The following is a 25995-nucleotide window of genomic DNA, read 5'->3' as shown; positions in this document are numbered from 1 at the left end:
TACTTCTTCTCGCACGAAGTGGCCATGCTCAAGCTGCGCAACAACCTGCGCTATTGGCCAGCCCGCTTGCTCAAACGGGTTTTTGATTTGACGGCAGCGTTGACTTTGTTGGCCATCGGGTGGCCTTTGCTGTTGTATCTGGCTTGGCGGATTCGGCAAGATGGGGGGCCGGCCATTTTTGCGCATCAGCGTGTTGGTCAAAGTGGCAAGCTGTTTGCCTGCTACAAATTTCGGTCCATGGGCGTAGACGCTGAAAATCAACTGCGTGCGTTGTTGGCCTCAGACCCTGTGCTGCGCAACGAGTGGGAAAAGGAGTTCAAACTCAAGGATGATCCCCGTGTCAGCCCCATTGGCCGCTTTTTGCGCGCCACCAGCCTAGACGAACTTCCGCAGCTCTTCAACGTGATCAAGGGCGAGATGAGCTTGGTCGGCCCACGCCCAGTGATGCGTAAAGAGCTGCACTTGTATGGCGATGACGTAGATTATTTTTTGATGGTGCGCCCCGGTATGACAGGGCTGTGGCAAGTCAGTGGCCGCAACGATGTGAACTACGAAACACGCGTTTATTTAGACACTTGGTACGTCAAGAACTGGTCGCTCTGGTACGACATCGCCATCCTTTTCAAGACCATACGGGTGGTTCTGAAGCGGGACGGCGCGTATTGAAACCCCAGGAACCCAAACTCCGGTTCCAGGCCACGCCGAACCACTTTCGTGCGCCACACCGTGCACCCATTCGGGCGGGGTCATAGACAACGCTAGAAGGGCTGCCCTCAGTGGTGGTGCCCCACCACCTCGCCGGCTTTCAGTTTGTAAACCGTGCCGCAATAAGGGCACCGGGCTTCACCGGTTTTGGTGATGTCCAAATAAACCTTGGGGTGGCTGTTCCATAGCTTCATGTCGGCTTTGGGGCTGGGGCAAAACACACCGCCTTGGGGGTTCAGGTCGGTGGCCAGCAATTCAACAGGGGTGCTCATGTTCACGGTCCTCAAACCAAAGTCAGCCAATGGGCGTATTTGGGATTGCGGCCGTTGACGATGTCAAAGAACGCGGTCTGGATTTTTTCGGTGATCGGGCCGCGGCTGCCCACATAGCCTTCCTTGCCCAGCTCGATGCGGTCGAGTTCACGGATCGGGGTGACTTCGGCGGCGGTGCCGGTGAAGAAGGCTTCGTCGGCGATGTACACCTCGTCGCGGGTGATGCGCTTTTGCACGATTTCCAGGCCCAGATCCTTGGCGATGTGGAACACCGTGTTGCGGGTGATGCCGTTCAGGGCGCCTGCCGACAAGTCGGGGGTGTAGATCACACCGTCCTTGACGACAAAGATGTTTTCGCCAGCGCCTTCAGACACAAAGCCCGAGGTGTCCAGCAGCAAGGCTTCGTCATAGCCCTCGTCGGTCACTTCCATGTTGGCCAGGATCGAGTTGGTGTAGTTGCTCACCGCTTTGGCCTGCGTCATGGTGATGTTGACGTGGTGCCTTGTGTAGCTGCTGGTCTTGACGCGGATGCCGCGCTTCATGCCTTCTTCGCCCAGGTAGGCGCCCCAGGTCCAGGCGGCCACCATCAAGTGGATGGTGTTGCCCTTCGGGCTCACGCCCAGCTTTTTGTCGCCGATCCAGGTCAGGGGGCGGATGTAGCCGCTTTCCAGGTGGTTCTCTCGGACCACGGCACGCTGGGCTTCTTTGACTTGGTCTTTGGTGAACGGAATCGCCATGCGCAGAATCTTGGCGCTGTTGAACAGGCGCTCGGTGTGCTCTTCCAGGCGGAAGATGGCGGTGCCTTGGCCGGTTTTGTAGGCGCGCACGCCTTCAAACGCGCCGCAGCCGTAATGCAGGGTATGGCTCAGGACGTGAATCTTGGCGTCGCGCCAATCGACCATCTGGCCGTCCATCCAGATTTTGCCGTCACGGTCTGACATGGAGGGAATGACAACGCTCATGAAAGTGTCCTTTGAAAGGGGCTTGAAAAGGTAAAAAGCAATTTTAAGGTCTGGCGCCCCATGTGGCGAAAAAGACCTTCAGGGGTGACTAGTTGGGCATTGCGTTGGGGGTCGCCTCAGCCTGGCTTTCAGGTGCGGGGCGTACCAGCGTCCATTCGGTCAGTTTGCCCCCCACAAAGGTGGCCGTGACGTGCGATTCGCTGGCGTCGGTCCAGCGGTAAACCTCGGGTTGGGTGTCTTTGTCGGATTGCAGCGCGCCCAAAGACCGTGTCATGGCGATCACGTGCATCAAGGTGGCGCCTTTTTGCAGCTTGGCATTCAGCATCACGGCGCTGTCCACATGGCCGATGGGCCGGTTGGCGGCTTTTTTCAAGATGCTGACCATGCGCGTGAAGTGCAGCAGGACCCACATGACCACGCCGCCTGCTGCCAGCGCAATGCCGGCCCATTGAAAGGCTTGCCAGGCCCCGATGGTGAAGACGACGATGGCCAAAGGGGCCAGTAGTTTGTTGAAATTCATGGGGGCAGATTGTGCCTTGAGTTGTGCCCAAGGTGAACGGCTTGTGCTGTGCCTTGTTGGCCGTTCAGTCCAGGCCGCGCACCACCTGCATGGCCTCTTCAATGCGCTCAACCGGGTGGATGGTCAGGCCTTCAAAGGCTTTGTCGCTCTTTTTGGGTGCATTGGCTTTGGGCACCACCGCCACGGTGTAGCCCAGTTTGGCCGCTTCTTTCAGGCGGTCTTGGCCCCTTGGCGCGGGGCGCACCTCTCCAGCCAGGCCCACCTCGCCAAAAGCGATGAAGCCTTTGGGCAGGGGTTTCCCGCGAAGGCTGCTGGTGATGGCCAGCATCACCGCCAGATCGGCCGCCGGTTCGCTGATGCGCACCCCTCCCACCGCGTTCACAAAAACGTCTTGGTCCATGCAGGCCACGCCCGCATGCCGGTGCAGCACCGCCAACAGCATGGCCAGACGGTCACGGTCCAGGCCCACCGACAGCCGCCGAGGGCTGGGGCCGCCGCTGTCCACCAGGGCCTGAATCTCCACCAGCAGCGGGCGCGTGCCCTCCAGCGTCACCATCACGCAGCTGCCCGGCACGGGTTCGCTGTGCTGACTCAAAAAGATGGCGCTCGGGTTGCTCACGCCCTTCAGGCCTTTTTCGGTCATGGCAAAAACGCCAATTTCGTTGACGGCGCCAAAGCGGTTCTTGATGGCACGGATCAACCTGAAGTTGGAATGCGTGTCGCCTTCAAAATAAAGCACCGTGTCGACCATGTGTTCCAGCACGCGGGGGCCGGCCAGGGCCCCTTCTTTGGTGACATGGCCAACCAGCACGATGGTGGTGCCGGTGGATTTGGCGGCGCGGGTCAGGTGGGCGGCACATTCGCGCACCTGCGCCACCGAGCCGGGGGCCGAGGTGAGTTGGTCCGAGTAGACCGTCTGGATCGAGTCGATGATGGCAATGCCGGGTTTGCGTGCTTGCAGGGTGTGCAAAATCTTTTCAAGTTGGATCTCGGGCAATACCGGCACTTGCGAGTCGGGCATGCCAAGGCGCCGCGAGCGCATGGCCACTTGGGCGCCGCTTTCTTCGCCCGTCACATACAAAGTGCTCATGCCGCTGCGCTGCAGCGCATCCACCGCCTGCAGCAGCAAGGTCGATTTGCCGATGCCCGGGTCGCCGCCGATCAGCACCACACCGCCTTCGACCATGCCCCCGCCCAGCACCCGGTCGAGTTCGTCGATGCCGGTTGGGTGGCGGTCAAAGTCGGCTGCCTCGATGGCCGACAGGGGCAACACCTCGGAAGTGGGGGCCAGCGAGGCGTGCACCGAACCAAAGCGGTTTTTGACCGCAGCGGGCTCGGTCGAGCCTTCGATCAGGGTGTTCCAGGCGTTGCAGCTGGGGCATTTGCCCATCCAGCGGGCGCTGGTGCCGCCGCATTCGGTGCAGGTGAAAATCGATTTGTCTTTGGCCATGGGGTGCAAGTGTGCCTGAGCGCTAGGCTCAAGCGGTGCGCCAAGCGTGTAAAAAGTTGTGCGTGATTTCAGTGGCCGACAGTGCTTGGCAACCACGCGCGTTCTGCCCCGCCCAGAGTGGCGAGAAATCGCTGCAGCCTTGGGCCTCGGCAGCGGCGCGCAGCGGCGCCATGTCGGCCGTGGCCAATGGAAAGGCCGGTGCCACAGGGTTCAATGGGCCTAACTCGCGCATCACGCGGTTGACGATGCCGCGGGCAGGACGACCCGTGAACAGCCGGGTCAGGGCGGTGCTCTGTGATGCATCAGATTGCAATGCAGCCCGGTGCAGCGCACTGGTGGTGGCCTCGTGGCTGCACAGATAAGCGGTACCGATTTGCACCGCGGTAGCGCCCAGTGCCCGTGCCGCCACCACGCCCGCAGCACTGGCGATGCCGCCTGCCGCAATGACGGGCAAATGGGTGGCCTGCACGATCTGTGGCAACAATGAGAAGGTGCCCATCTGGGTGGCCAAGTCATCGCTGAGAAACATGCCCCGATGGCCCCCGGCTTCCAGGCCCTGGGCAATGATGGCATCGACGCCATGCGCCTCCAGCCAAAGCGCTTCAGGCACCGTCGTGGCCGATGACAGCACCACACTGCCCCAGCTTTTGACCCGTGCCATCAAGTCGGCCGACGGCAGTCCGAAGTGGAAACTGACCACTGCGGGGCGAAAGGCTTCCAGCACATCGGCCGTTTCGTGGTTGAAGGGCACGCGCGTGGCGCTGGTTGCGGCGGTTTCAGGGCTCAAGCCGAAGGATTTGTAATAAGGAGCCAGAGCTTTGCGCCAGGCGGCCAGGGCTTGTGCATCGGGTGCGGGGGGCGTGTGGCAAAAAAAGTTGACGTTGTAGGGACCTTGGGTGGCTTGCTGCAAAGCTTGCAGTTCGCGCTGCAGCTCGGTCGGGCTGAGCATGGCCGCAGGCAGAGAACCCAGCCCGCCAGCTTCGCACACGGCTGCAGCCAGCCGGTGGTTTTGCGACCCGGCCATTGGGGCTTGCACGACGCAAGGCAAGGTGTTCGGCCATCGGCTGAGTGCGTTCATGGTGCGGTCTTCATTGTTGAGGTCGCAGGGTCTGGATCAGCCGGACTAGATCGGCCGCCATTTTTTCTTTGGCCGAAGGATCAGAGCCTGTCCACGAGAAGGTGGTGTGGTCGGCGCCATAGGTCAGCATTTTTCGGTCGATGGGGCCCTGAAAAATGCCGTGTGCGGCATGGTCGTAAAACCAAATGTCGATGTCTGCACCTTTCATTTTGAGGCGTTGCATCCAGTCGATCGGTTTTTCAGTGAGGTCTGTCGGGTGATCACGCCCATTGCAAAGTTGCGCGTTGCCTGAAGGTATTTCGCGGCTTGGTGGCCGGTTGACCCGGCAACTTTCCTGGCGCAGCCACATCCAGTCTTCTTGGTGTTTCCCGCCATAGTTGTCGAGTTTGCCAAAGATGAGCCGCACGGGCACAGCCACAGTGTCTGGCAGGCCGATGCCCATGCCGGGCAGGCCCTCTGGGACGACAGCCCGAACATGTTCCGGACTCACCACGCTGGCGAGGTTGGCGACGACCGCCGCCCCGTTTGAGACCCCTTGCAGAAAGATGGCACGGTTATCGATCTTGTCGCTCTGTGTCAAGGCCCATTCGTAAGCGCCTAGGGTGGCTTTGTAGATCATGCGTTGGCGCGATTCATTGGTCGCCTGTGAACCCCAGAAGGGGTAGCCTTGGTAAAAGCCATTCAGGTGGTAAGCGTCAAACACCAGTGTGGCGATGTCGTGTTTGTGCAGCGCTGCAGCCAAGTTGCGTTCGAGCATGCCCAATCCGCCCCCGCCATGCGCGATGATGACCAGCGGTGGCTTTGTCGGTAATGGGCTGCCGTTCCAGCGTGAAGGCACTTTGAGCTGGACGGATTTGTGGCACGGGTCAAATGGTGCCAATGGCCCTTTGACGGTATGAAAACGGGGTCGGATTTGCACCAGCTCTGCGACGTTTTCTGGCGCAGGATGGCAGTCAGACGGGGTCTGTGCAGCACTGCACAGGCTGATCAGACCGAGGCATGCGGCCAAAGGCCAATTGGTCAGGCGTCGCGGGCGGGTCATGGGGTCTCCGGGGTTGAGGCATCTTATGAGAAAAGTCTTGCAGGGGGATACAGAGCACAGTTGTTCAGTAAAAACCCGCATGTCAACTTGGGTGAATTCATTTAACATGTTAAATAAATGACCACCAAGCCTTCTTTTGTGCACCGCAACTTGCCTCGCCTCTTGCTTGAAGCCCGAGAGGCGGTGATGTTGCATACCCGACCCGCCTTGCGTGAGCATGGTCTGTCAGACCAGCAGTGGCGGGTGTTGCGGGTGTTGGGCGAACATGCCGATGAGCAAGGGGGCATCGAAACCGGGCGGGTGGCCCGTGAAGCCTATTTGCTCGGTCCCAGCCTGACGGGTGTATTGGCCCGCATGGAACGCGATGGCCTGATCGAACGCCAGCGCTGCCCGCAAGACGCCCGCCGCAGCGTGGTGCGTGCCACGGCAGACGGGTTGGCCAAAGTGCAGGCCTTGTCGCAAACCATCGAAGCGCATTACGTTTGGATGGGGCAGCACTTGGGCAAGGCAAGTCTCACTGCCTTGTATGACTTGCTGGACAAGGTGATTGCCTTGGAAATACCCGATGCAGGTGCCACAGCACCGGCATCCGAGAACTCAGAGGAATAAGCGATGCAACCCCCGAATACGCCAACACGAGCCTGGCAACCCCAGGGCACGGTCTATGGCACCTTGCTCAACTTTCGCCGTGAATGGGACTTGTGGTCACCTCGAATGACGCAAGACCCTTACAAGGCTGCGCCCAAAGCACCCGTGCTGTATGTCAAGACGGCCAATACTTTCAGCCCCGTTGGGCATGACCTCTTGTTGCAAGATGGTGTGAATGAAGTCGAAATCGGTGCGACTTTGGGGCTGGTGATGGGCGATCAAGGGCTTGTTGTTGGGGCCGTGTTGTTGAACGACTGGTCTGTGCCGCACGCAAGCTACTACCGCCCACCGATCAAGTTCCGCTGCCGCGATGCGTATCTGGCCTTGCCCGAGCAAGTCACACACTGCGCTGGTGTCGAGTCTTGGGCGCGTTTAACGATCGACATCCGCCGCAATGGCGAGCGGGTGCAAACCGTGCAGCTGTCTGAGTTGGTGCGGCCCATGTCGCAACTGTTGGCCGATGTGGCCGAGTTCATGAGCTTGCAACCGGGCGACGTGCTCATGGTCGGCACCGATTGTCTGGCAGACGGCACACGTCCGCGCGCCAAAGCCGGTGACCGCATTGAAATAACGGCACCGGGTTTGTGCCCTGTGTCGGTTCATGTCGGAGCAGCGCCATGAAGCACGCACGCATCGCCTGGTCGGGCGCCATCCAGCAAGCCATCGAGTCCGAGGGCCAGTTGCTCATCACCCAAGGTCCGCACAAAGGTCGCCGTGTGGGGTTTGACGAGGTCGTGTGGTTGCCACCCTTGGCCCCCGTGCCGCAGCCGCGCACCGTGATCGCGCTGGGTTTGAACTACGCCGACCATGCCAAAGAGCTGGCCTTCAAGGCACCTGAAGAACCGCTGGCCTTCATGAAAGGCGAGGCGGCCCTGATCGGCCACAAGGCCTACACCCAGCGCCCCGCCGATGTGAAATACATGCACTACGAATGCGAGTTGGCCGTGGTGATCGGACGCACGGCCCGACACGTGAAAAAGAGCGATGCCTACGACCACGTGGCCGGCTACACCGTGGCCAACGACTACGCCATCCGCGACTACCTGGAAAACTGGTACCGACCCAATTTGCGCGTTAAAAACCGCGACACCTGCACACCGATTGGCCCCTGGCTGGTCGATGCCGCCGATGTGCCCAAACCTATGGCGCTCAAGTTGCAGACCACCGTCAACGGCCAGATCACGCAAAGCGGCTCGACCGCCGACATGATTTTTGATGTGCCCACGCTGATCGAATACTTCAGCAGCTTCATGACGCTTAACCCCGGCGATTTGATATTGACCGGTACCCCCGACGGCGTGGTCAATGTGAACCCCGGCGATGTGATCGTCACCGAGATCGAAGGCCTTGGCGCCCTGATCAACACCATTGTGAAAGCCCAGCCATGAAAATCAATCACCTGATCAACGGCCAAAGCGTCGCTGGCAGCGACTACTTCGAAACCATCAACCCCGCCACCCAAGAGGTGCTGGCCGAAGTCGCTTCGGGTGGCGAAGGGGAAGTGAATGCTGCGGTGGCCGCCGCCAAAGCCGCCTTCCCAAAATGGGCCGCCACACCCGCCACCGAGCGCGCCAAGATCATGCGCAAGCTGGGCGACCTGATCACCCAACACGTGCCTGAAATTTCAGAGACGGAAACCCGGGACTGCGGCCAGACCATCAGCCAGACGGGCAAGCAGCTGGTGCCGCGTGCGGCCGACAACTTTCATTACTTTGCCGAAATGTGCACCCGCGTGGACGGCCACACCTACCCCACGCCCACGCACCTGAACTACACGCTGTTCCACCCGGTGGGCGTGTGCGCCCTGATCTCGCCTTGGAATGTGCCCTTCATGACCGCCACCTGGAAGGTTGCGCCGTGTCTGGCCTTTGGCAACACGGCCGTGCTCAAGATGAGCGAACTCTCACCCATGAGCGCCGCCCGTCTGGGCGAGCTGGCCTTGGAGGCGGGCGTGCCTGCAGGGGTGCTCAACCTGGTGCATGGCTACGGTAAGCAAGCGGGCGAGCCGCTGGTGTCGCACCGTGATGTGCGCGCCATCAGCTTCACGGGTTCTACGGCCACGGGCAACCGCATCGTGCAGAGCGCGGGATTGAAGAAATTCAGCATGGAACTCGGCGGCAAAAGCCCGTTTGTGGTCTTTGAAGACGCCGACCTCGACCGCGCCCTCGACGCCGCGATCTTCATGATCTTCAGCAACAACGGCGAGCGCTGCACCGCAGGCAGCCGCATTCTGGTGCAGCAAAGCATCTATGCCGACTTTGCTGCCAAGTTTGCCGAGCGCGCCAAACGCATCACCGTGGGCGACCCGCTCGATGAGCAAACGCTCGTCGGCCCGATGATCAGCCAGGCCCACTTGGCCAAAGTGCGCAGCTACATCGAGCTGGGACCCAAGGAGGGTGCGACCATGCTCTGTGGTGGGCTTGACCAGCCTTCTTATGCCGCCGCCCTGCCAGCCCATGTGAAGCATGGCAACTTTGTCTGGCCCACGGTGTTTGCCGACGTCGACAACCGCATGCGCATTGCCCAAGAAGAAATTTTTGGACCTGTGGCCTGCCTGATTCCGTTCAAAGACGAAGCGCACGCGATTGAATTGGCGAACGACATCCAGTATGGCTTGAGCAGCTACGTGTGGACCGAAAACATCGGTCGCGCGCACCGCGTGGCCGCCGCAGTCGAGGCGGGCATGTGCTTCGTCAACAGCCAGAATGTGCGCGACCTGCGCCAGCCTTTTGGGGGCACCAAGGCCAGCGGTACGGGGCGCGAAGGCGGCACCTGGAGCTACGAAGTATTTTGCGAACCTAAAAACGTGGCGGTGTCGATGGGCAGCCACCACATACCGCATTGGGGTGTATGACAAAACTCTGGCGCGTGTCATACTTTATGTCATACATTAATTTTCTATCTGTGTGACAAGGAGTGTGCCATGTTGTCTGTCCGTCTGCCCGAAACCGTTGAACGCGAATTGACCCAGTACTGCGCCTCGCGCAAACTGAGCAAATCGCATGTTGTGCAAGAGGCGTTGGCCGAATACCTGGTGGCTGCCAAAAAGCCTTCGGCCAAAAACGCTCCCCCCGAGCCGGACTTGTCGTTTCTGGCACCCGACGACCCGATCCGGCAGTTCATTGGCATTGCTCGGGACGGTATGAGCACCGATGAACTCATGCGCATGACGCGTGGCGACGATTGGAACCAGCCATGATCCTGGTGGACACCAATGTCTTTGTGGACGTCATCCATCTGGACCCGATCTGGCTGGACTGGTCGTTGCGGGAATTGAGCAAAGCCAAAAATCAGCAAATCATGACTAATTTCGTGGTCTATGCTGAGTTGCATACCCACAACACGGCAGGGCCGCACATCGATGAATTTTTGCAAAAGCTGGGCGTACAAGTCCTGGACTTGACGCGGCCGGCCGCCCAACTGGCTGCCAATGCCTTCAGGTCATACCGCCAACGCGGGGGCATCAAAACAGGCGTGTTGCCCGATTTCTTCATCGGGGCCCATGCCGTGGTCGAAAATTGCCAACTGCTGACCCGCGACGCAGGCCGTTACCGAAGCTACTTTCCAGACATCGATTTGATCTGCCCCTGACCCGACTCACAGCCACAGGACACCGCCATGGGACAACTCGCACTCGCCGCCAAGATCACCCACGTACCGAGCATGTACTTGAGTGAGATTCCGGGACCACGTTTTGGCACCCGCCAAAGCGCGATCGACGGCCACCTGGAAATCAGCAACCGTTGCCGCGCCATGGGCGTGGACACGCTGGTGGTGTTTGACACGCACTGGCTGGTCAATGCGGGTTACCACATCAATTGCGGACCGCATTTCAAGGGCGTCTACACCAGCAACGAGTTGCCGCACTTCATCAGCAACATGCCGTTCGAGTCGCCGGGCAATCCGGTCCTGGGCCATTTGCTGGCCCAGGTGTGCAACGACCATGGCGTGGAAACTCTGGCGCACGATGCCACCACCTTGCAGCCCGAGTACGGCACGCTGGTGCCCCTGCGCTACATGAACGAAGACCAGCACTTCAAGGTGGTGTCGGTGTCGGCGCTGTGCACCTCGCATTACCTCAACGACAGCGCCCGACTGGGTTGGGCCATGCGCCGCGCGGTGGAGCAGCATTACGACGGCAAGGTGGCTTTTTTGGCCAGTGGCTCACTCAGCCACCGCTTTGCCCAAAACGGCCTGGCCCCCGAATTTGCCCACAAGATCTGGAGCCCTTTTCTGGAAAAGCTGGACGAGCAGGTGCTGCGCATGTGGGACAACCGCGAGTGGACAGCCTTTTGCGAGATGCTGCCCGAGTACGCCAGCAAGGGCCACGGCGAGGGCTTCATGCACGACACCGCCATGTTGTTGGGCGCTTTGGGCTGGACTGGCTATGACGGCGGTGTGGATATCGTCACGCCGTACTTCGGTGCATCGGGCACGGGCCAGCTCAATGCGATCTTTGAGGTGACGCCACAAAGCGGCCAACACATTCCGGCGGCGCAGGCCAGCAGCGCGCAAGCCTACACCCCCGTCAGTACGAGGCTTTGACCATGCCGCATCTTGTGATTCTTTACACCCCTCAGCTGGACGCCGAGTTGAACATGAGCACCTTGTGTCGCCAACTGGCCGATGCCATGTGCGGCATCAATGACGAGGACGGCAAGCCGGTCTTTCCCACGGGCGGTGTCCGTGTGCTGGCCTATCCTGCGGCGCATTACGCCGTGGCCGATGGCGGTGCCGCAGGACTGGCGGCTGGACAGTTCAATGAAAACCCCAACGGCGGTTCGGGCGATTACGCCTTTGTGTACCTGAACGTGCGCATGGGCCGAGGCCGCAGCGAAGCCACGCAGCACCGTGCTGGCGAAACACTGACCGAGATCGCCAAGGCTTTTTTTGCCCCCGCCATGGCCCGGCGGCACATCGGCGTCACGCTGCAAATCGATGTGGGGCCAGAAGTGTTTGACGCCAAGTACAGCAACATCCATCCCCTGTTCAACAAGGCCTGAGTTATGTCCGTGTTCACCGAAGACCAGATCCAGCAGCTCGCGCACGAGCTCAACCAGTCCGAAAAATCACGCGTGCAGATCACGCATTTTTCAGGACGTTTTGCGGGCATGACGATCGAAGACGGTTACCGCATCAACCGCGCCTGGGTGCAGCTCAAATTGACCGAGGGGCGTCGCTTGATCGGCCACAAGATTGGTCTGACCAGCCGCGCCATGCAAGTCTCCAGCCAGATCGATGAGCCCGATTACGGCACGCTGCTCGATGACATGCGTTACGACTGCACGCCTGGGCAGGTGCTCGACATTCCTTTCACCGACTTCATCGCGCCGCGTGTCGAGGTCGAGCTGGCCTTTGTTCTTAAGAAGGCATTGCGCGGCCCCCATGTCACTGTGCAACAAGTTCTGGAGGCCACCGACTACGTGACCCCCGCGGTCGAGATCATCGATGCGCGCATTGAACAGTTCGACCGCCACACCAAGCTGATGCGCAAGGTGTATGACACCATCAGCGACAACGCCGCCAATGCGGGCATCGTGCTGGGTGCCCATCGTGTCGATCCGCAGACCACCGACCTGCCCTGGTGCGGTGCCATCTTGCGGCAAAACGGGGTGGTCGAAGAAACTGGGCTGGCGGCTGGCGTGCAAGGGCACCCGGCAGTCGGCATCGCTTGGCTAGCGAACAAACTCGCACCCTGGGGCGAACACTTGCAAGTGGGCGAGATCGTGTTGGCAGGCTCGTTCACCAAACCTGCACCCGCTAAAGTGGGGGATGTGTTCGATGTCGACTACGGGCCACTGGGCAAGCTGGAGTTTCGGTTTGTTTGAGCCCTTGGTTTCGTTGCGACTGGCTTCGTCTTGCGATTGCGGGAAGCTGTCGGCGCCAGGGTGGCGGCCCGGGCTCAGAGGCGCTTCGTTTTGCCACATCGCTCAAACCGCCACCCTGGCACCGACAGACCACCAGCCTTCATCGATTTAAAGAGGAGCATCCACCATGCAGACACCCGTGAATGAATTCAAGCAAGCCCTGAAAAACAAACGCCCCCAGATCGGCTTATGGATGGGGCTGGCCAGTGCCTACAGCGCCGAAATTTGTGCACTGGCCGGCTTCGACTGGCTTGTCATCGATGGCGAGCACGCCCCCAACGACCTGCGCAGCATTCAGGCGCAGTTGCAGACGCTGGCGGCTTACCCCGCCAGCCATGCGGTGACCCGAGTGCCCTTGGGTGAGACTGCCCTGATCAAGCAGTACTTGGACCTGGGTGCGCAGAATATTTTGGTGCCGATGGTCGACACGGCCGAGCAGGCCGCCCAGTTGGTGCAGGCCATGCGCTACCCGCAAGACGATGGCCGGGGTGGCGTGCGCGGCATGGCTGGGGCGCGGGCCTCGCGCTGGGGCCACTACCCCGATTACGCCCAACGCGCCAACGAAGAAGTGTGTTTGCTGGTTCAGGTTGAATCGCGTGAAGCCCTGAAAAACCTGGATGCCATTGTTGCCACCCCGGGAGTGGATGGTGTGTTCATTGGCCCTGCCGACCTGTCGGCCTCGATGGGGCATGTGGGCAACGCCGCGCACCCAGAGGTGCAAGCGGCCATCGAAGACGCCATTGCCCGCATCCTTCGGGCTGGCAAGGCGCCTGGCATTTTGACGCCAGACCGACCACTGGCTGAACATTATTTGTCCTTGGGCGCAGTCTTTGTGGCGGTGGGCCTGGACACCCAGCTCCTGGTGCGTCACACCACCGATCTGGCGGCGCATTTCAAGACCTCCGTGACCACCCTGACCCCGTCCAAAGGGACGACCTATTGATCGGTCGTCAGACCCCAATTCAATGACCCCGAATCAACACAAGGAGACAAGCATGTTCCCCACACCCCGGGCCTTGGTGCCTTCGCTGCAAGCGCGTGTGCATCCCAATGAGTGGCAGGCGCGCCTGCAGTTAGCCGCTTGTTACCGGGTGTTTGCCCTGCTCGGATGGACAGAGATGATTTACAACCACATCACGCTGCGCCTGCCCGATAGTGTGACGGGTGGGGCCAAGCACTTTTTGATCAACCCTTTTGGGCTGCATTACAGCGAAGTCACAGCCAGCAACTTGGTCAAGATCGATGTGCAGGGCCAGGTGCTTGATGGCTCGCCCTACCCGGTCAACCCGGCGGGGTTCACGGTGCACGCGGCCGTGCACGAAGGCCTGGCTGGCGCGCACTGCGTGATGCACACACATACCACTGCCGGTGTGGCGGTGGCCTGCCTGCAAGGCGGTTTGCAGCAAATCAATTTCTACACCGCCCAGTTGCACAATATGGTGGCTTACCATGACTTTGAGGGCATCACCATCCATGCCGACGAAGCACCGCGGCTGTTGCACAGCATCGGGGACAAGCAGGCCGTGATTTTGCGCAACCATGGCTTGCTGGCCTGGGGGCACACACTGGCCCAGACCTTTGCAGTGCTGTGGACTTTGCAGCGCGCCTGCGAAATTCAGATGGCGACTTTGAGCATGGGCCAAGCCATCCCGGTCTCTGAAGCCATTGCCGAAAAGTGCACCCGCGATGCGCTGCAGTTCAACCCCAACCATGGTGCGGGTGAGGATGTTTTTCAATCGTTGGTCAGGCAAGTGGATCGGCAAGACACAGGGTGGCGCGCATGAAGGTTTGCATTTATGGCGCGGGCGCCATTGGTGGCTGGATCGGGGTGCATCTGGCGCAGCAAGGCTGCGATTTGAGTGCCGTGGCCCGGGGTGCCACATTACTGGCTTTGCAGCAAAACGGGTTGAGCTTGAGGCAAGGCGATCAGGAAATTCGGGCCGCCGTCCGCGCCTGTGCAAGCCCCGCCGAGCTGGGCGTGCAAGACCTGGTGATCGTGGCGGTCAAAGCGCCGGCCATGGCCGATGTGGCACGCCAGATCGGGCCTTTGATGGGCCCTGACACCGTGGTGCTGACCGCCATGAATGGCGTGCCGTGGTGGTTTTTGCAAGGCTTTGGCGGCGCGTTGTCCGGCACCAGCTTGCAATCGGTGGACCCGTCCGGTGTGATTGCACAGCACATTTCCCCATCGCAGGTGATCGGTGGCGTGGTGCATGCCAGCTGCTCGGTCGATGCGCCTGGCGTGATCCGGCACCATTTTGGCAACGGCTTGATCGTGGGTGAACCCGGCGGCGCCGACACACCACGCCTGCAGGCCCTGGTGGCTTTGCTGGTCCGGGCGGGCTTCAACGCCACAGCATCGGCCCAAATTCAAAAGGATGTCTGGTACAAGCTGTGGGGCAACATGACCATCAACCCGATCAGCGCGTTCACAGGGGCCACCACCGACGTGATTCTGGACGACCCGCTGGTGCGTCAATTTGTCTCCAGTGTCATGCTTGAAGCCAAAGAAATTGGCGAGCACTTGGGCATTCCAATCGCACAAACCCCCGAAGACCGCCACGCGGTCACGCGCAAGCTGGGTGCGTTTCGCACATCGATGTTGCAAGACGTGCAAGCGCGCAAACCGGTCGAACTGGATGCCCTGGTTTCGGCCGTGCGCGAGTTGGGCCATTTGACCGGTGTGGCCACCCCGTTCACCGATGCCCTGCTGGGCCTCAGTCGCCTGCATGCCAGAGGCCTGGGTCTGTACCCCGCACAATAAAAGCATGAACATTGCCACCAAACCGGGCCTGACAGGAGCGGCCTTTGCCACCTTGTTGTTGATCGCTTTCATGATGGGGGCCAACCACGTGGCGGCACGCACCGCTTTCAACCACGGCCTGGATGTGGTGACCGCTGTGACGGTGCGCAGCCTCATCACGGCCAGCGTGGTGACCTTGATTTTGTGGCAGCAAAAGGTGAGCTTCCAGGTCGAGCCAAAGCACCGGAAGTTTTTGGCATGGGTGGGTTTGCTGATTGCCGTGCAAAGTGTGTGTTTGTATTCGGCGGTGGCGCGTTTGCCAGTGGCCCTGGCCTTGCTGGCCTTCAATACCTATCCCTTGACCACCGCCTTGTGGGCCAGGGTGCTGTACGGTCACCGACCCGAGCGCGCTGTGCTTTGGGCCATGCCTCTCATGATGGTGGGGCTGGCCATGGCGCTCGATGTATTGGGGGCTGCCTCTGGTTTGGGTGCCGCGCAGCATTGGGGCCAAATTGGTGTGGGCGTGGGCTTTGCATTGGCCGCTTCAATCACGTTTGGCCTGGCGCTGGTGCTGACCCAGCATGAGACGGTCGGGGTCGATGGCCGCTTGCGCACTTTCACCACCATGGCCACGGTGGGCGTGTTGGCGGCTGTTGTGGCGTTCACCCAAGGGGGTTTCCATTGGCCCACTGCTACTGTGGGTTGGTGGGGCCTGGGCATGCTGACTTTTTTGTATGGCACGGCCTTCACCATCATGTTCACGGTGCTGCCCAAGCTGGGGGTGGTAGGCAACTCGGCCATCATGAACGTCGAACCGGTGTTCGCCTTGGTACTGGCCTGGGCGCTGCTGGGGCAGTCGATTGCCGGAATGCAGTTGTTGGGTGCGTTGGTGGTGGTCGGCACGGTCTTGTGGCTGGGCCTGCGTAAACGCTGAGCTGCTCAGGTTTTTTTCAGGCTTAAGGCCACGTCATAAAGCACATTTTTCGACTCCCCGGTGATCTCAGCGGCCAGCTTGACGGCCGTTTTCAGGGGCAACTCGGGCAGCAGCAGTTGCAACACACGCAGACCCTCACCCGACGACTCGGCCACGGGGGCATCGTGCACCACCAACACAAACTCACCGCGCTGTCGGTCGGGCTTTTCAGCCAGCCAAGCGGGCAGGTCTTGTGCAGCCAGGGTATCGATCTGTTCAAACTGTTTGGTCAGTTCGCGCCCCACCGTGACGCGGCGCTCGCCCAGCGAGGCCAGTGCTTGCGCCAGTGCCTCGATGCGGTGTGGCGCTTCGAGCAGCACGACCGCACGACAGTCTTGCGCCAGGGCCTGAACAGCCAACTGGCGCTCACCCGATTTGCTGGGCAAAAAGCCGGTAAATACAAAGCCCTTGTCGCCCGTCATGCCCGCTGCACTGAGTGCGGTGGTCACGCTGCTGGCGCCCGGCAAAGGCAGCACGCGGAAACCCGCTTGCCGCACGGCCGCCACCAGCCGTGCGCCAGGGTCGCTGATGGCGGGTGTGCCGGCATCGCTCACATAGGCCACACGCTCGCCTTGGGTCAGTCGGTTGACCACGGCCTGGGCCGCTTCTGCTTCGTTGTGCTGGTGTAGGGCCAACAGTTGTGAACCGGGTCGGTCCAGGCCATAGGCCCGCAACAGTTGCTGGGTGTGGCGGGTGTCTTCGCAGGCTACGGCATCCACCCGTGCCAGCACATGCAGTGCACGCAGGCTGATGTCGGCAAGGTTGCCAATGGGGGTCGCCACGACATACAGTGTGCTGGCCGGGTGGTTTTGTGATCCGGCAGCATCGTGCGCCGCCTCCAGGGCTTTGGCAAACGAGGCAGACAAGGGAGACGGAGTCAATGCAATTCCTCAAAAAAGACACGGTGGGCCAGACCACCAAAGCCCGGGGTGATGCGGGCGAAGACGAAGCGATGGCTTATTTGCAAGCGCGCGGCTTGCGCTTACTGCAACGCAATTATCGGACGCCGGGCCGGGGGGGTGGTGAAATTGACCTGATCATGCAAGCTGCGGATGGCACGGTGGTGTTTGTGGAAGTGCGAAAACGCAGCCGCAGTGACCATGGCGGGGCCGCAGCCAGCATCGGGTATCAAAAGCAAAGGCGCATCATCTTTGCCGCGCAGCACTACCTGTTGCGCTGGCGTCGCTTGCCGCCGATGCGCTTTGATGTGGTGACCATCGAAGCTGCCGGGCCCGAGTGGTTGCAAGGTGCGTTTGATGGCGAATGAAGCAAGCAACCAGCAGGCCTGAGCACGCCTGAATGCCCGGGTAAAAAAGCGTATTTGCGGGGGGCAGCGTTGTTGTCGGGGTTATCATCGCCTGCGCATGCTAGACCTTCGAATCCAACAACACTTCATCGACAGTGCAGATTTGCACTACCAGGTGGCCGAGACTTTGGCCAAGCCTGTGGATGCGGCTGTTCAAGCGGTGTTGGCTTGTGTCACAGGGGGTGGCAAGGTGCTCGCTGGCGGCATGGGCCCTTCGGCGGCACTGGCCCAATACCTGGCCAATCTGCTGGTGGGCGGTTTTGAGCGGGAGCGCCCCGGCCTGGCGGCGCTGGCTTTGTCCTCAGATGCCCTGATGGCCACGCGATGGGCCGATGACCAAACCCTGGCCCGTCAGGTTCTGGCGTTGGGGCAAACTGGAGATGTGCTGGTCCTCATCAGTGCGGACGGCGCAGAGCCTGCTTTGGCCTTGGCGGTGCAAGCCGCCCATGACCGGGAAATGAGCGTACTGGCCTTGACCGGGCACCATGGGGGTGGTTTGGCCAATCAATTGCGCGAAACCGATGTGCATGTGTGTGTGCCGCACGAGCGGGCCGCAAGAATTCGTGAAGTGCAGCATTTGGTGCTGCACTGTCTATGTGATGGAATTGACACCCAGCTTTTGGGTGAACAGGAGCCTTTTTAAATGAAACGCAATCTTCAATCTTTGGTCTTGTCCGGCGCTGTTTTGGCCGTCGCTTTGACCAGCCTGCCCGCTTGCGCCCCCTTGATCGTGGGCGGGGCCGTCATGACGGGCATTGTGGCCACTGACCGACGCACTGCCGGTGCGCAGGTCGAAGACGAGGGCATCGAGCTCAAAGTGGCCAGCGCTGTGCGTCAGGATTTGGGTGACCGTGTTCACCTGAATGTGACCAGCTTCAACCGCAAGGTATTGCTCAGTGGCGAGGTCCGTACCCAGGCCGATAAGGACCGTGCAGAGAAGCTGGCGCAAAGCCAGGAAAACGTCCAGTCGGTCGTGAACGATCTGGCGGTGGCGCTTCCCAGCAGCATGATGCAGCGCTCCAAAGACACCGTGACCACCAGCCAGGTCAAGGCCGCATTCATCGATGCCAAAGACCTGCAGGTGAACGCGATCAAGGTGGTGACCGAACGCGGCGTGGTGTACTTGATGGGGCGCGTGACAGCGCGTGAAGCCAAACGTGCCAGTGACATCGTGCGCGGCATCGGTGGCGTGACCAAGGTGGTACGGGTGTTTGACGAAATTTCAGAAGATGAGCTGAAGCGCCTGAGCCAGCCACCACTGTCCAAATAAAGGGGGCCTGCCCCACGAAAAAGAGCGCCCCACGGGGCGCTCTTTTTTTGTTTAACAGACTTAAACCCAAGCCCGTCTGCTCAGCGCAGGCGGCGGATCAGACACGATGTGTCCCAGCGGCCACCGCCCATTTTTTGCACATCGCCATAAAACTGGTCGACCAATGCCGTGACCGGCAAACTTGCACCGTTGCGTTTGGCCTCGTCCAGCACCAGGCCCAGGTCTTTGCGCATCCAGTCCACTGCGAAACCAAACTCGAATTGGTCATCGACCATGGTCTTGCCCCGGTTGTCCAGCTGCCAGCTTTGGGCGGCACCCTTGCCGATCACCTCCAGCACTTGGTGCATGTCCAGGCCCGCTTGCTGGCCAAATGCAATCGCCTCGGACAAGCCTTGCACCAGCCCGGCAATGCAGATCTGGTTGACCATTTTGGCCAATTGGCCCGCACCCGAAGCGCCCAGCAGGGTGAAGGCGCGTGAAAAGGCCAAGGCGATGGGTTTGACCGGGTCGAAGGCCGCCGCATCGCCGCCGCACATCACGGTGAGCATGCCGTTTTGCGCCCCAGCCTGGCCACCCGATACCGGCGCATCGATGAAGTGCAAGCCTAATTTTTGGGCTTGAGCGTGCAGCTCACGGGCCACTTCTGCCGACGCAGTGGTGTGGTCCACAAAGATCGCGCCGGGCTTCATGCCGGCAAATGCGCCATCGGGCCCGAGGACCACGCTGCGCAAATCAGCGTCATTGCCGACGCAGGCAAACACCATGTCGGCGCCCGCGGCAGCCTCACGGGGGCTTGGGGCACTGGCGTTGCCGGGACATTCAGCCAGCCAGCTGGCGGCCTTGGCAGCGCTGCGGTTGTAGACCGTGACAGGGTGACCGGCGCGGGCCAAGTGCCCCGCCATCGGGTAACCCATCACGCCCAAGCCCAAAAAGGCGACTTTTCGGGCAGGCGTGGTTTCGTAGGTTTTGGTGGCAATTTGGCTCATGGGTGTCTCGGTGGGTTGTGCGAAGGCGTTAATTTAGCAGCCCGCCTGCCGGACGGCTTTGTCCGGGGTGTTTTGGGCTGACCGCTTGGTGACTTCAGGGGTTTTGGTACGCTCAGGCCATGAATGCTTTGATTGCAGAAAATTTGTCACATGTCCAGGCTCAAATAGCGGCCGCTTGCCTTGCCGCGGGCCGTGCCCGAAGCAGTGTGCGTTTGTTGGCTGTTTCCAAAACCTGGGGGCCGGATGCCGTTCGTCAGGCCCATGCCGCTGGGCAAACCGCCTTTGGTGAAAACTACATCCAGGAAGCGGTCGACAAAATCATCACCCTGCACGATTTGGCCTTGGAGTGGCATTGCATCGGCCCGATTCAGAGCAACAAGACACGCCTGGTAGCCGAGCACTTTGATTGGGTGCACAGCATCGACCGCCTGAAAATTGCGCAACGCCTGAGCGAGCAACGCCCCGAAAACCTGCCCCCGCTGCAGGTGTGCATTCAGGTCAATGTGGATGGCGGCGCCACCAAGTCGGGCGTGGCACCGCAAGACTTGCCCGCGCTGGCGCTGGCTGTGGCGGCCTTGCCCCGTTTGCAGTTGCGTGGCCTCATGACCCTCCCCGAGCCTGCCGAAACGCCTGAGCAGATGCACGCGGTGCACGCGCAGGCCAAAGCGCTTTTTGATGCCTTGCGCCAGCAAGGTTTGCCGCTGGACACCTTGTCGATGGGCATGAGCGCTGACCTGGACGCCGCCATTGCCGAAGGCAGCACCTTGGTGCGGGTGGGCACCGCTATTTTTGGCAAACGCTGAGCGCCGCGGCTGGTGCGGGTATCCCCTTAATCCTTTAGAAGGCGATACGATGTCCAACAACTTTTGCTCAGACTGATGACCCCCATGAACCCTTCTCAAGAGCCGGCCGTGAATACGGGGCCAGTGCGTCGTTTCAAAAACCCGGATTACCGCGAAGTGGCCAGCACGCTGGGCGATCTGCGCCATAAAATTGATGCGCTGGATGCGCAGATTGTGGCTTTGCTGGCCCAGAGGGCCTTGTGCGTGAAGGACGCCACGCGTTTCAAGCGCGATGCTTTCCAGGTGGCCGCCCCGGCCCGGCAAGCCGAGGTTTTCCAGCGGGTTCGTGATTTGTGCGTGCCTCACGCCGAAAGTTTTCCTGAATTTGCCGATGTCGTCGAGGCCAGCTACCGGACATTGGTGGCGGGCTTTATTGCCGCCGAAAATAAATTGTTTGACAGCACTACGGAGATTTGAACTTGAAAGTGACCCCTCTGATGAAAAAATTTGTTTCCCCGGGGCTGACCCGACTGGTTCTGGCGGGCGTTCTCGTCTGTCTGGGTGGGGTGGCCGCTGCCCAGTCCGCATGGCCCAACAAGCCGATCAAAATCGTGGTGCCTTATGGGCCGGGTTCCTCGCCGGACGTGATTGCGCGCATCGTGGCTGAAAAGCTGTCGCCCCGACTTGGCCAACCCGTCATCATTGAAAACAGGGCGGGCGCTGGCGGCAACACCGGGTCCGGTTTTGTGGCCAAGTCCCCGGGAGACGGCTATGCGTTTCTGATCAGCACCAACGGACCGCTGGTGTACAACACCGTCATTTACAAAAAATTGTCGTATGACCCCTTCACCGAACTGCGTCCGGTGATCCTGGCGGGTGGCCAGGCCAATGTGTGCGCTGTGCGCGCTGATTCGGGCATCACGTCGCTGGCGGGCCTGATTGATGCCATGAAGAAAAATCCGGGCAAATTCAATTTCGCATCAACTGGTGTGGGCAGCCTGTCCCAGCTGGGCGTTGAATTGCTCAAGGTCAAGACAGACACTTTTGCGGTGCACATTCCCTATGCCTCCTCGCCCTTGGCCATTGCGGCCATTTTGCAAGGCGACGTGCAATTCGCCTGCGTGCCAGCCGTGGCGGTGATGCCCCAGGTCAAGGCCGGCAAGATGCTCGCTTTGGCGGTCTCAACCGCCAAACGCAGTCAGCTGACACCCGACATTCCGACCATGAAAGAGGCGGGATTGCCTGAAATTGAAAGCACAGCCTGGATGGCCTTGATGGCGCCGGCCAGCACCCCCCAGGACATCGTGGTTCGCATGAACCAGGAGATCAACGCCGTGCTGGCCATGGCCGATGTCAAGAGCAAGCTGAACACCCAGTTCATGGAGCCCATCGGCGGGTCCATTGAGGATTTGCAAAAATTCATGCAGCAAGAATTGCGCACCATGAAGCCCATCATCCAGCGCACTGGGCTGACCATCGACTGACGTCTCGCATGATCAGTCTGACGGTGGAGCGAACACAGGCTTGCGAGCAGGCCGTTCGTGAGGCATTGGCCTCACTGGAAGACCATCAGGGTGCTTACCTTGGGGTGGAGGCGGGTGTTGCAGGTTTGCACCCGCTGCAGGCCTTGCTGACCACTCGCACAGCGTTGGCACTGGAGGTGTTTGCCGACGGTGTGCAGGTGCAGGCCCACACCCGCTTGGGCCTTGCCTTGCTGCAATCCCCAGAACTGGCCGCGTGGCAAGCCCGAGCGCCAAGGGGCGCCAGTCTGACCGCTTTGCAAGCGCTGCGCGAGTTTTTGCGCTGCTTCGCACCTTCCCCCGATGTGATGCTGGTGGGGGCGTTGAATTTTGACGCGCACCGATTGGCCAAGCCAGAGGGCGATGGGCGCTATCTGGGTACCTTGTTCCTGGTGGAGAGTTGTTTGCGCAGGGATGCATCGGGCCTGTGGACGACGGCGCAGCTGTTGCCTGCAAACGGATTGGAACTTGCGGGGGTCTGCCCTGACCTGCCGCCACACACCCGATCGACAGAGCCCGCGGCCGAGCCCTGCGATGACCACTCGCCCGGTGGGTACGCGGACATGGTGCGTGGTGCCTTGCAGGCGCTGCGTGACGAGGGCCTGGTCTCCTTGACCCTGAGTCAAAGCTATCGCCGACGTGTCGAGTTGCGTGCGGTGGACGCCTTTGAGCGTTTGCGCAGCGTCAATCCCGCGCCCGCCTGTTTCTTCTTCAATGGGGGTCAAGGAGAGCGCCTGTTCGGGGCGTCCCCTGACTTGCAACTGGTGGTGCAGGGCCGTCGGGTTCAGACCTTTCCGGTGTGTGGCACGGTGGCCAGAGGCAGCGGCCCGCTGGACGAGGCGCAGGCCGTGAAAGATCTGCTCAACGAGTCGGTCGACGCGGCCGCTTTGGCCGTGTGCACAGATGCCCTGCGCAACGACCTTGCACCGTGGTGTGAGCCCGGCACGATGAAATTGGTGGATCGCCGAAGACCCATGACTTTGGCCACGGTGATTCACGCGGTGGACCATCTTCAGGCCCAGCTGCTGCCGGGCAGTGATGCTTGGGATTTGATGGCGGCCACTGCTGCGCCCGTGATGGTGACAGGCACTCCGCGGGCCAAAGCGCTGCAGGCCATTGGCGCACTGGAGGTCAGCCCGCGTCGCTGGTATGGCGGACTCATGGTTCAGGTCAGCAGCGACGGTGATGCCCTGGCGGCCACGATTTTGCGGGCTGCCGCTGTACGCAACGGTGTGGCAGAGGTTCGTGCGGGGGGTGATTTGTTGGCCGATTCATCGCCTGAGCGTGAGGAACAAGAGTCTCGGCTAAAAACCCAGTCCTTGTGGCGAGCTTTTGGCTTGGTCCATGCAGTGGCTCAAGGTGCCGACCAAAAGCCGGATGATGTGGGCTTGCCCTCGGTTCGGCTGGTCGATGCGCAAGACCCCTTTGGGGCTTCGATGAAGGCCTGTTTGCTGGGCTTGGGGGTCACTTTGGACGCGTCGGCGAACTGCGCTTTGTGGATTGGAATGCCCGACAAGTCTGAGCTGCCCGAGCGCGGCGCGGTCATGGTGGGCAATGCCGCCTACCGCATGCTGCGCCACGAAGGTTTTCCGGTGCGTGAAACCTTGCCGGAAAACGGGCGTCAAATTCAGTGCCGCAGTTTGCCCGCTGCCCCTGGGTCTTGGCCGGCATCCTTTCAATCGGTTCGTTATGCCCGCTTTGAAATGGCAGACGACGCCCCGCTGGCAGGCTGGCAAGTCTGGGCTGAAGATGCAAATGGCCGCCCTGTGGTGTGGGTGCAGCCGCACAGGCGGCTGGTCTGCATTGGCTGCCGACCCGATTCGCTGATGAGCGACGAAGCCGCCCGCCGTGTCTTGACCTTGGCCCTGTGCCATGCCGCTTCAGGATAAGACATGAAGACACCTGCCTCGCTGATGGAGCCTGCCCGCGCCCTGCCCGTCTACGGAGACTACGACGTGGTGGTGGTCGGTGGCGGCCCGGCGGGTTTGGCGGCCAGTGTCAGTGCAGCCCGGCATGGTGCGAACGTGTTGCTGGTGGAGCGTTATGGTTTTTTGGGAGGCATGGGGACCGCAGGGGGCGTGACCAATTTTGCAGGTCTGTATGGCCGCAAGTCTGGCGAAATGGTGCAGTTGGTTCACGGTGTGGTGGATGATTTGCTGGCGCGACTGGATGCGCTGGGTGGCCTGAATACCCCGCAAGACGGCATGAATGGCCGCATTCGTGTGCGCTCCTACGATGTCTCGGCTTACAAGTGTGCGGCGGATCAGTGCTTGCAGGCGGCGGGCGTGAAGATGCTGTTTCATGCCCATGCAAGCAGTGTGATCATGAAGGGTCAGCAGATTTCGGCCCTGGTGCTGGAAACCAAATCGGGCCGCTGCGCTGTGCAAGCCAGGCACTTCATCGATTGCTCGGGCGATGCCGATGTGGCGAAATTTGCGGGCGTGCCTTACGAGCTGGGAGACGGACACGGCAGCGGCTTGTTCCCCAGCCTCATGTTCCGGGTTGGGGGTGTCGATCCCGAGCCGGCATTGCGAGCCATTGGGCCGTTTCAAGCCATCAACGAGTGGATGGCAAGGGTTCAGCAGCAACAACCTGGGCGTTACCAGTTTCCTCGCGAGGGTGCCATTTTGCGACCGCAAAAAGACCCGCGCGAATGGCGTGCAAATGTGACCCAAATCCGCAACGCCGAGGGCACAGCCATGGATGCGACAGACGCCGGTCAGCTGAGTGCGGGTGAGCTCGAAGGGCGACGGCAGGTGGCCGATTTTTTCCAGTTCCTAAAAAATGAAATTCCTGGTTTTGAAAATGCCCACATCGTTGAAATTGCACCCCAGGTGGGCATTCGCGAGAGTCGGCGCATCGTCGGCCATTACCAATTGAGCGGCCAGGACATCCTTGAGTCGGTGGTTTTTGAAGACAGCATTGGCCTCAACACCTGGCCCATGGAAGTTCATGCTGAAGGGCGCATTGAGTGGGGCTTTCCACACAATCTTGAGCTTGGCGTGGGTCGGGCCTACAACGATTTGCCTTGGCGCATGCTGGTGCCACTCAAGGTCGACAACTTGCTCGTGGCGGGTCGGTGTGCCTCCATGACCCATGAGGGCCAGTCTGCCGCCCGCGTCAGCGGGGCCTGCTTTGTCATGGGCCAGGCTGCAGGCACGGCAGCGGCGCTGATCCGTCAGGGGCAAGCATTTGAGCAAATCAATGTCCGGCAATTGCAGGCTTGCTTGATCAGGGATGGGGCCATTCTGGCCTGATCTTGTCCCGGACTTGACCCGGGCGAGCCTGGGCTGCGCCGCACAATGCCCCGATGCAAGACATTCGATCTCCTCTTCAAGCGCAGTTGGTGCAGTGGCTGGTGGCCAGCGGCGATGCCGTGGCTGCGGGCGATGTGCTGGTGATTTTGGAAGCCATGAAGATGGAGCACGAGATCCGTGCCACCCATGCTGGCCGACTGGGTGAGCTTTACTTTCAGGCCGGTGAGGCAGTGGGCGAGGGCGAAGTGCTGGCCACGTTGAAGCAGCTGACTGAGCCAATGGCTTTGGCAGAGATGCCGCCCATCAGCCCAACCCAGCACAGCCTGCCCGCTGAGCGCGCAGACTTGGCCAAGCTGCAAGCGCGCCTGGCTTTCACACAAGACGCGCTGCGCCCTGAGGCAGTGGCCAAACGCCACACCTCGGGCCTGCGCACCGCCCGCGAAAACATCACCGATTTGTGCGATCCCCATTCATTTGTGGAATACGGTGCCTTGGCTGTGGCAGCGCAAAGCCGCCGCCGCACGGCCGACGACCTGATGCGCAACACCCCGGCCGACGGCATGGTCACGGGCATGGCTTGCGTGAATGGCCAGCGAGTGGTGGTCATGGCCTAT

Annotated in this window: 31 protein-coding genes; 23 read left to right on the top strand and 8 right to left on the bottom strand. The window is 60.8% G+C overall.

Annotated features, from left to right (window positions below; all coding sequences use genetic code 11):
- Positions 1–666: sugar transferase (locus ACIQ3A_RS08010; protein ID WP_396431217.1), on the top strand; the 666-nt coding region annotated here is incomplete at its 5' end.
- A 107-nt stretch (positions 667–773) separates the two neighbouring features.
- Here the strand turns inward: ACIQ3A_RS08010 and ACIQ3A_RS08005 are convergent.
- The 6 genes from ACIQ3A_RS08005 to ACIQ3A_RS07980 all read right to left on the bottom strand — a co-directional run bounded on the left by ACIQ3A_RS08005 (position 774) and on the right by ACIQ3A_RS07980 (position 6029).
- On the bottom strand, positions 774–977 hold the full coding sequence (locus tag ACIQ3A_RS08005) for a zinc-finger domain-containing protein (protein ID WP_108406475.1): 204 nt from the start codon (positions 975–977) through the stop codon (positions 774–776).
- A gap of 11 nt (positions 978–988) precedes the next feature.
- Entirely contained in the window at positions 989–1939 is a 951-nt protein-coding gene (locus ACIQ3A_RS08000) for a branched-chain amino acid transaminase (RefSeq protein WP_108406476.1), read from the bottom strand.
- Positions 1940–2027: 88 nt separating this feature from the next.
- Positions 2028–2459 carry a glycerate kinase gene (locus ACIQ3A_RS07995; RefSeq protein ID WP_396431216.1) on the bottom strand — a complete coding sequence of 144 codons (432 nt, stop codon included), beginning with the start codon at positions 2457–2459 and terminating at the stop codon, positions 2028–2030.
- 64 nt (positions 2460–2523) lie between these two features.
- A complete protein-coding gene (gene radA, locus ACIQ3A_RS07990) occupies positions 2524–3909 on the bottom strand; it encodes a DNA repair protein RadA (RefSeq protein WP_396431215.1) in 1386 nt (461 codons plus the stop codon).
- Positions 3910–3937: 28 nt separating this feature from the next.
- Positions 3938–4987: an NAD(P)H-dependent flavin oxidoreductase gene (locus ACIQ3A_RS07985; protein WP_396431214.1), complete on the bottom strand. Its 1050-nt coding sequence runs from the start codon at positions 4985–4987 to the stop codon at positions 3938–3940.
- Positions 4988–4997: 10 nt separating this feature from the next.
- Positions 4998–6029 (bottom strand): hypothetical protein, encoded by a 1032-nt coding sequence (locus ACIQ3A_RS07980; protein ID WP_396431213.1) that lies wholly within the window; start codon positions 6027–6029, stop codon positions 4998–5000.
- Between the two features lie 117 nt (positions 6030–6146).
- Here ACIQ3A_RS07980 and hpaR point away from each other — a divergent pair, with 117 nt between their 5' ends.
- The 13 genes from hpaR (at position 6147) to ACIQ3A_RS07915 (ending at position 16221) form a co-directional block, all read left to right on the top strand.
- Positions 6147–6638 (top strand): homoprotocatechuate degradation operon regulator HpaR, encoded by a 492-nt coding sequence (hpaR, locus tag ACIQ3A_RS07975; protein ID WP_396431212.1) that lies wholly within the window; start codon positions 6147–6149, stop codon positions 6636–6638.
- Between the two features lie 3 nt (positions 6639–6641).
- Complete coding sequence (locus ACIQ3A_RS07970; protein WP_396431211.1) at positions 6642–7298, top strand: fumarylacetoacetate hydrolase family protein; 657 nt, start codon at positions 6642–6644, stop codon at positions 7296–7298.
- A complete protein-coding gene (locus tag ACIQ3A_RS07965) occupies positions 7295–8065 on the top strand; it encodes a fumarylacetoacetate hydrolase family protein (RefSeq protein WP_396431210.1) in 771 nt (256 codons plus the stop codon). The genes ACIQ3A_RS07970 and ACIQ3A_RS07965 overlap by 4 nt, the downstream gene beginning before the upstream one ends.
- Entirely contained in the window at positions 8062–9531 is a 1470-nt protein-coding gene (gene hpaE, locus ACIQ3A_RS07960; protein ID WP_396431209.1) for a 5-carboxymethyl-2-hydroxymuconate semialdehyde dehydrogenase, read from the top strand. Before ACIQ3A_RS07965 ends, hpaE begins: the two co-directional genes overlap by 4 nt.
- Before the next feature lie 69 nt (positions 9532–9600).
- Positions 9601–9876, top strand: coding sequence for a hypothetical protein (locus ACIQ3A_RS07955; protein WP_396431208.1), 276 nt, complete (start codon positions 9601–9603; stop codon positions 9874–9876).
- Positions 9873–10268, top strand: a complete 396-nt coding sequence (locus ACIQ3A_RS07950; RefSeq protein ID WP_396431207.1) for a type II toxin-antitoxin system VapC family toxin — start codon at positions 9873–9875, stop codon at positions 10266–10268. The genes ACIQ3A_RS07955 and ACIQ3A_RS07950 overlap by 4 nt, the downstream gene beginning before the upstream one ends.
- A gap of 27 nt (positions 10269–10295) precedes the next feature.
- Entirely contained in the window at positions 10296–11222 is a 927-nt protein-coding gene (gene hpaD / locus ACIQ3A_RS07945; protein ID WP_396431206.1) for a 3,4-dihydroxyphenylacetate 2,3-dioxygenase, read from the top strand.
- Between the two features lie 2 nt (positions 11223–11224).
- Entirely contained in the window at positions 11225–11680 is a 456-nt protein-coding gene (locus ACIQ3A_RS07940) for a 5-carboxymethyl-2-hydroxymuconate isomerase (protein WP_396431205.1), read from the top strand.
- A gap of 3 nt (positions 11681–11683) precedes the next feature.
- Complete coding sequence (gene hpaH, locus ACIQ3A_RS07935) at positions 11684–12505, top strand: 2-oxo-hept-4-ene-1,7-dioate hydratase (RefSeq protein WP_396431204.1); 822 nt, start codon at positions 11684–11686, stop codon at positions 12503–12505.
- Between the two features lie 166 nt (positions 12506–12671).
- Complete coding sequence (locus ACIQ3A_RS07930; RefSeq protein WP_396431203.1) at positions 12672–13487, top strand: aldolase/citrate lyase family protein; 816 nt, start codon at positions 12672–12674, stop codon at positions 13485–13487.
- 52 nt (positions 13488–13539) lie between these two features.
- Complete coding sequence (locus ACIQ3A_RS07925) at positions 13540–14328, top strand: class II aldolase/adducin family protein (RefSeq protein WP_396431202.1); 789 nt, start codon at positions 13540–13542, stop codon at positions 14326–14328.
- Positions 14325–15308 carry a 2-dehydropantoate 2-reductase gene (locus tag ACIQ3A_RS07920; protein ID WP_396431201.1) on the top strand — a complete coding sequence of 328 codons (984 nt, stop codon included), beginning with the start codon at positions 14325–14327 and terminating at the stop codon, positions 15306–15308. Before ACIQ3A_RS07925 ends, ACIQ3A_RS07920 begins: the two co-directional genes overlap by 4 nt.
- A gap of 4 nt (positions 15309–15312) precedes the next feature.
- Complete coding sequence (locus ACIQ3A_RS07915; protein ID WP_396431200.1) at positions 15313–16221, top strand: DMT family transporter; 909 nt, start codon at positions 15313–15315, stop codon at positions 16219–16221.
- A gap of 5 nt (positions 16222–16226) precedes the next feature.
- Here ACIQ3A_RS07915 and rsmI read toward each other — a convergent pair whose 3' ends face one another.
- Positions 16227–17126, bottom strand: coding sequence for a 16S rRNA (cytidine(1402)-2'-O)-methyltransferase (rsmI, locus tag ACIQ3A_RS07910; RefSeq protein ID WP_396431219.1), 900 nt, complete (start codon positions 17124–17126; stop codon positions 16227–16229).
- Between the two features lie 14 nt (positions 17127–17140).
- Between rsmI and ACIQ3A_RS07905 the strand changes: the two genes are divergently transcribed.
- The 3 genes from ACIQ3A_RS07905 (at position 17141) to ACIQ3A_RS07895 (ending at position 18836) form a co-directional block, all read left to right on the top strand.
- A complete protein-coding gene (locus ACIQ3A_RS07905) occupies positions 17141–17527 on the top strand; it encodes a YraN family protein (protein WP_396431199.1) in 387 nt (128 codons plus the stop codon).
- Positions 17528–17624: 97 nt separating this feature from the next.
- Entirely contained in the window at positions 17625–18209 is a 585-nt protein-coding gene (locus tag ACIQ3A_RS07900; protein WP_396431198.1) for an SIS domain-containing protein, read from the top strand.
- On the top strand, positions 18210–18836 hold the full coding sequence (locus tag ACIQ3A_RS07895; protein ID WP_396431197.1) for a BON domain-containing protein: 627 nt from the start codon (positions 18210–18212) through the stop codon (positions 18834–18836). It begins immediately after the preceding gene.
- 80 nt (positions 18837–18916) lie between these two features.
- Here the strand turns inward: ACIQ3A_RS07895 and ACIQ3A_RS07890 are convergent, their stop codons facing one another.
- Positions 18917–19822, bottom strand: a complete 906-nt coding sequence (locus ACIQ3A_RS07890; protein ID WP_396431196.1) for an NAD(P)-dependent oxidoreductase — start codon at positions 19820–19822, stop codon at positions 18917–18919.
- A 119-nt stretch (positions 19823–19941) separates the two neighbouring features.
- On the opposite strand from ACIQ3A_RS07890, the gene ACIQ3A_RS07885 reads away from it, so the two are divergent.
- The 6 genes from ACIQ3A_RS07885 to ACIQ3A_RS07860 form a co-directional block, all read left to right on the top strand.
- The gene (locus ACIQ3A_RS07885) at positions 19942–20625 is read left to right on the top strand and encodes a YggS family pyridoxal phosphate-dependent enzyme (protein ID WP_396431195.1); all 684 of its coding nucleotides are present in this window, start codon (positions 19942–19944) and stop codon (positions 20623–20625) included.
- Between the two features lie 84 nt (positions 20626–20709).
- Complete coding sequence (locus ACIQ3A_RS07880; RefSeq protein ID WP_396431194.1) at positions 20710–21081, top strand: chorismate mutase; 372 nt, start codon at positions 20710–20712, stop codon at positions 21079–21081.
- Between the two features lie 8 nt (positions 21082–21089).
- On the top strand, positions 21090–22088 hold the full coding sequence (locus ACIQ3A_RS07875; protein ID WP_396431218.1) for a Bug family tripartite tricarboxylate transporter substrate binding protein: 999 nt from the start codon (positions 21090–21092) through the stop codon (positions 22086–22088).
- A gap of 8 nt (positions 22089–22096) precedes the next feature.
- Positions 22097–24013 (top strand): chorismate-binding protein, encoded by a 1917-nt coding sequence (locus tag ACIQ3A_RS07870; protein ID WP_396431193.1) that lies wholly within the window; start codon positions 22097–22099, stop codon positions 24011–24013.
- A gap of 3 nt (positions 24014–24016) precedes the next feature.
- Positions 24017–25381 (top strand): FAD-dependent oxidoreductase, encoded by a 1365-nt coding sequence (locus ACIQ3A_RS07865; RefSeq protein WP_396431192.1) that lies wholly within the window; start codon positions 24017–24019, stop codon positions 25379–25381.
- A gap of 53 nt (positions 25382–25434) precedes the next feature.
- A partial coding sequence (locus tag ACIQ3A_RS07860; RefSeq protein WP_396431191.1) for a biotin/lipoyl-containing protein occupies positions 25435–25995 on the top strand: 561 nt, incomplete at its 3' end.

Source organism: Limnohabitans sp., from assembly GCF_044361985.1.
In the GTDB taxonomy this organism is placed as follows: domain Bacteria; phylum Pseudomonadota; class Gammaproteobacteria; order Burkholderiales; family Burkholderiaceae_C; genus Limnohabitans_A.
Note: the sequence above shows the minus strand (reverse complement) of the source record. Positions and strands in the feature narration are given on the sequence as shown.

What these genes read in the sequence shown, in the direction of transcription:
- ACIQ3A_RS07955 (WP_396431208.1), top strand. Translation starts at nt 9,601, where the DNA reads ATGTTGTCTGTCCGTCTGCCCGAAACCGTTGAACGCGAATTGACCCAG.
- ACIQ3A_RS07880 (WP_396431194.1), top strand. Translation starts at nt 20,710, where the DNA reads ATGAACCCTTCTCAAGAGCCGGCCGTGAATACGGGGCCAGTGCGTCGT.
- hpaE (WP_396431209.1), top strand. Translation starts at nt 8,062, where the DNA reads ATGAAAATCAATCACCTGATCAACGGCCAAAGCGTCGCTGGCAGCGAC.
- ACIQ3A_RS07970 (WP_396431211.1), top strand. Translation starts at nt 6,642, where the DNA reads ATGCAACCCCCGAATACGCCAACACGAGCCTGGCAACCCCAGGGCACG.
- ACIQ3A_RS07895 (WP_396431197.1), top strand. Translation starts at nt 18,210, where the DNA reads ATGAAACGCAATCTTCAATCTTTGGTCTTGTCCGGCGCTGTTTTGGCC.
- ACIQ3A_RS07915 (WP_396431200.1), top strand. Translation starts at nt 15,313, where the DNA reads ATGAACATTGCCACCAAACCGGGCCTGACAGGAGCGGCCTTTGCCACC.
- radA (WP_396431215.1), bottom strand. Translation starts at nt 3,909, where the DNA reads ATGGCCAAAGACAAATCGATTTTCACCTGCACCGAATGCGGCGGCACC.
- ACIQ3A_RS07920 (WP_396431201.1), top strand. Translation starts at nt 14,325, where the DNA reads ATGAAGGTTTGCATTTATGGCGCGGGCGCCATTGGTGGCTGGATCGGG.
- ACIQ3A_RS07905 (WP_396431199.1), top strand. Translation starts at nt 17,141, where the DNA reads ATGCAATTCCTCAAAAAAGACACGGTGGGCCAGACCACCAAAGCCCGG.
- ACIQ3A_RS07900 (WP_396431198.1), top strand. Translation starts at nt 17,625, where the DNA reads ATGCTAGACCTTCGAATCCAACAACACTTCATCGACAGTGCAGATTTG.
- ACIQ3A_RS08005 (WP_108406475.1), bottom strand. Translation starts at nt 977, where the DNA reads ATGAGCACCCCTGTTGAATTGCTGGCCACCGACCTGAACCCCCAAGGC.
- ACIQ3A_RS08000 (WP_108406476.1), bottom strand. Translation starts at nt 1,939, where the DNA reads ATGAGCGTTGTCATTCCCTCCATGTCAGACCGTGACGGCAAAATCTGG.
- ACIQ3A_RS07985 (WP_396431214.1), bottom strand. Translation starts at nt 4,987, where the DNA reads ATGAACGCACTCAGCCGATGGCCGAACACCTTGCCTTGCGTCGTGCAA.
- ACIQ3A_RS07980 (WP_396431213.1), bottom strand. Translation starts at nt 6,029, where the DNA reads ATGACCCGCCCGCGACGCCTGACCAATTGGCCTTTGGCCGCATGCCTC.
- ACIQ3A_RS07940 (WP_396431205.1), top strand. Translation starts at nt 11,225, where the DNA reads ATGCCGCATCTTGTGATTCTTTACACCCCTCAGCTGGACGCCGAGTTG.
- ACIQ3A_RS07925 (WP_396431202.1), top strand. Translation starts at nt 13,540, where the DNA reads ATGTTCCCCACACCCCGGGCCTTGGTGCCTTCGCTGCAAGCGCGTGTG.
- ACIQ3A_RS07885 (WP_396431195.1), top strand. Translation starts at nt 19,942, where the DNA reads ATGAATGCTTTGATTGCAGAAAATTTGTCACATGTCCAGGCTCAAATA.
- hpaR (WP_396431212.1), top strand. Translation starts at nt 6,147, where the DNA reads ATGACCACCAAGCCTTCTTTTGTGCACCGCAACTTGCCTCGCCTCTTG.
- ACIQ3A_RS07995 (WP_396431216.1), bottom strand. Translation starts at nt 2,459, where the DNA reads ATGAATTTCAACAAACTACTGGCCCCTTTGGCCATCGTCGTCTTCACC.
- ACIQ3A_RS07890 (WP_396431196.1), bottom strand. Translation starts at nt 19,822, where the DNA reads ATGAGCCAAATTGCCACCAAAACCTACGAAACCACGCCTGCCCGAAAA.
- hpaH (WP_396431204.1), top strand. Translation starts at nt 11,684, where the DNA reads ATGTCCGTGTTCACCGAAGACCAGATCCAGCAGCTCGCGCACGAGCTC.
- ACIQ3A_RS07950 (WP_396431207.1), top strand. Translation starts at nt 9,873, where the DNA reads ATGATCCTGGTGGACACCAATGTCTTTGTGGACGTCATCCATCTGGAC.
- ACIQ3A_RS07965 (WP_396431210.1), top strand. Translation starts at nt 7,295, where the DNA reads ATGAAGCACGCACGCATCGCCTGGTCGGGCGCCATCCAGCAAGCCATC.
- ACIQ3A_RS07870 (WP_396431193.1), top strand. Translation starts at nt 22,097, where the DNA reads ATGATCAGTCTGACGGTGGAGCGAACACAGGCTTGCGAGCAGGCCGTT.
- ACIQ3A_RS07930 (WP_396431203.1), top strand. Translation starts at nt 12,672, where the DNA reads ATGCAGACACCCGTGAATGAATTCAAGCAAGCCCTGAAAAACAAACGC.
- hpaD (WP_396431206.1), top strand. Translation starts at nt 10,296, where the DNA reads ATGGGACAACTCGCACTCGCCGCCAAGATCACCCACGTACCGAGCATG.
- ACIQ3A_RS07865 (WP_396431192.1), top strand. Translation starts at nt 24,017, where the DNA reads ATGAAGACACCTGCCTCGCTGATGGAGCCTGCCCGCGCCCTGCCCGTC.